1 protein-coding gene and 1 pseudogene are annotated in these 3,026 nt (G+C 55.3%); both read right to left on the bottom strand.

The annotated features are described in order from the left end of the window. Positions 1-891: 891 nt before the first annotated feature. A complete protein-coding gene (locus ACFFAR_RS29445; RefSeq protein ID WP_375509037.1) occupies positions 892-1,095 on the bottom strand; it encodes an ATP-binding cassette domain-containing protein in 204 nt (67 codons plus the stop codon). Positions 1,096-1,186: 91 nt separating this feature from the next. Beyond that, positions 1,187-2,629, bottom strand: a pseudogene (gene argH, locus ACFFAR_RS29450) (argininosuccinate lyase). Positions 2,630-3,026 lie beyond the last annotated feature (397 nt).

Below are 3,026 nucleotides of genomic sequence, written 5' to 3' on the forward strand. Positions count from 1 at the left end.
TACCGTAAGGAATTTGTTCGTAAATCAGCGAGCTGATAATAAAATACGTTTTTTATACAAACCAATTCTACTAAAGAGTTGCACATTAAAACCTCTTGTCCGAACGAACAAATTTAAGTATTTCTTTGGACAACAACTCACTCTAACTCCCAGATTGCACTGCTTGCAACCAAAACTTGTTTGTTTATTCAAATAATTAACTAGAAAGGTTTTTAAGTTGTTTTGGTTAACTAAGGTGGTTCCAGCTATGTCTCGGCAGCTTTGTTGTGCCCATTGATTTGGACACTTACAGTGGCCGGAATGTTCAAGCGAATGCAGAGAAGAACATCTCATGTGGAGGTCAGGTGCGATTGTTCCTCTCTCACCCTAGAAGGTCTTTAAGATTAATCGATGGCAAAAACCGGCCGCGACTTCACAGCGGAATGCCCCACCGAGGTAATTGAAAAGTGATCCGGCAGAGCGCCAATGTTGTTCTGTGCGATGAAGGCTATCACCAGATATGACCGACTCGACCCGGCTATGACACGGAGTTCTATTCCTCCAGATCCCTCGGATAGAATCGTTTGCAGATCAGGTGCGCCTTTCTTAATGCTCTTGAAGCGAGTGCGTATGTCGTGGCTCGGGTCGATCGGCCAATCTTCTCTCTGGTTTCTCAGGGGATTTGCCCGCGTCCACCGTTTGCCATGATGCTCGACTGACTGGCGATCCAATAGCGAGGTCTGCGCAGCCTTTCGCGAGATGCATCTCCTGATACCCGTCCCACCTGTGTGCGAGACCAATTCGCTCTGGCAGCTTAAGCGCCATCGACTTCGCCTCCGGTTTCGTCATGCGCCCGAGCTTAACCGGCGCGAAGGTAATGTTACGCAGATTGGACATATGCGGAAACAGCGTCTATTCCTGAGACATCATGCCAACATCCTCACGCAGTTTTGTCATTTCGCGACGATCATGGGCGTTGGTCTTGACGTCACCAAGCGTAACGGTGCCTTCAGTCGGTATTTCCAGATCGTTCACGCAGCGAATAAAAGTGGATTTGCCAAAACCACTCGGCCCGTTAATCGTCACTATTTCGCCGCGGTGAACATCACGCCCCACGCCCCGTACGACTTCAAGAGGGCCAAAGTGCTTGCGCAGTCCTTGGATCGAAAGAAGAGGTTCATCTCGATGCCACCATCCGAGTTACGGCCTAGAGATCTGCGTGCGCCTGATCGATACGATCGCGCCATCCCTTGATCGCCACTTTTGCTTCGCTCAGACGTTCGAACGCGGTGCTCGCATGCGCGCGTAACATCAACGGGCTCGGGTCGCCGGTCGAGATGCGTGCATTGACGTTTTTGATTGGGTCGAGACACGCGCGCACGGCCTCAGCGTCGATGCCAAGCGGCTTGCCGAGCTGCTCAATCGCGGCGGACTCAACCATATCGGCATCGATCAGATCAGCGGGCACCCGATTGTCCATGGCGCGGCGCACGACTGCGCCCTCGACATGATGTGCCGCGCGAAATGACAGATCGTGATCCCGGACCATCAGGTCGACCAGCGCCTTTATGGTGGAAAGGTCGCGTGCCGCTTGACGCTGCGCGTTCTCGCGCATCGGTCGTGCGGTGCGCAGAACTAGGTCAAAAAGCTCGAGACAGCGCACGACTTCGCGCGCCGTATCTTAAAAGCCGCTAATCGCCTCACGGCTTGACTCACCAGAGTAGCTGAAGTGGGTACCTAATACCCATGGTGGCGGCCACCAGCGCGGCCACGATATGACCGCAGCATCCCTTTAGGTATTCGAGCACTACGGATTATTCTTTTGCGGCATGTTGTTTGACGTCGTTGCGACGCTGTCGGGCAACTCGATTAGTCCGAATTCGTGCGTGGTCCAGACGTAATAATCCTGTGCGCCGCGGCTCCGGAGAATTGCGAGGAGACTCATGCCCGAGATGCTCTCCAGCAGGAAATTACGCGATGCGACCGCGTCAAGCGCGTTGTCCACGTAATCGTCAAAGCCAAGCAAGTCCGCGGTGCGCTTGCGGTCGATCCCGAATGGCGTGCCCGCGAAAGCTGCCGCGCCGAGCGGACACACGTTCATGCTCTTGAGCGTACCGATGAGTCGCTGGCTATCTTGCTCAAGCGCCTGTGCGACGCCCGCGAGACAGAAGCCGTAGGTCATCGGCTGGGCAGGTTGGAGATGTATGTACTCGGGCATAACCGCGTCCGCATATTTCTCGGCTTGTTCGAGCGCCGTGGTACGCACCTTCGACAGCGCATCGATCACGTTGACCAGCACCTTGCGTCCACGCAAGCGGTGGAGCGTCGCCATAATATAGTTGTGGCTGCGGCCCGTGTGCATGCGTGCGCCGACGTCCGCGCCGACTTCATTCATCAGATGCGCCTCGTAATTGAAATAGGCTTCCTCGCGGCCCGGATCACGTGCGACAACACCCGCGCCAGTCGCTTTCATCTTCTGAATGCCGCGTACCAAGCAGGCAGCGTGCGCCTCGCTCAAGAGAGCCTGCTCCATAAGCATGATCACGTGTGCCTTGTTGATGTCGTATAGCCGGCCGAAGATGTCCTCAAAGCTCTGCAGACGCGGCGCAAAGATACCGCTCTAAATTTCAGGCCAGCCCGCTTCGGTCAAACGCGCACTGACTTTGGAGTTGGGCTGAAATTCCTTACCGTTTCACATAGACGCGATTTCAATGCAGCCGTCACACGCGCATGCGACGTTAAAAGTAGCGTGAAAGAGCGCTCAGCGACGAGCAGATGTCAAAGTAGACGAGCAGCATCAGCGCATACACCTGAAAGGTCGGGCTTTGCCCTCGCATGATGGTCGCCCGCTCGATCACGTTCTGGCCGACCTTAGAAACTCGCCGACCCCGACAAGCGCACCGATCGCAGTGGACTGCACAAGCAAAGTCAGCAAGCCTGTGAAGGCCGGTGGAGGATCGACTTGAGTGATTGCGGGCCGGCGATGAACGCCAAAATCTGCTAGCGGCGCAGGCCGAGCGCCGTCGCGCTCTTCCACTGACGCGGCG

Origin of the sequence: uncultured Caballeronia sp., from assembly GCF_964243625.1 — a bacterium.
Classification (GTDB): Bacteria; Pseudomonadota; Gammaproteobacteria; order Burkholderiales; family Burkholderiaceae; genus Caballeronia.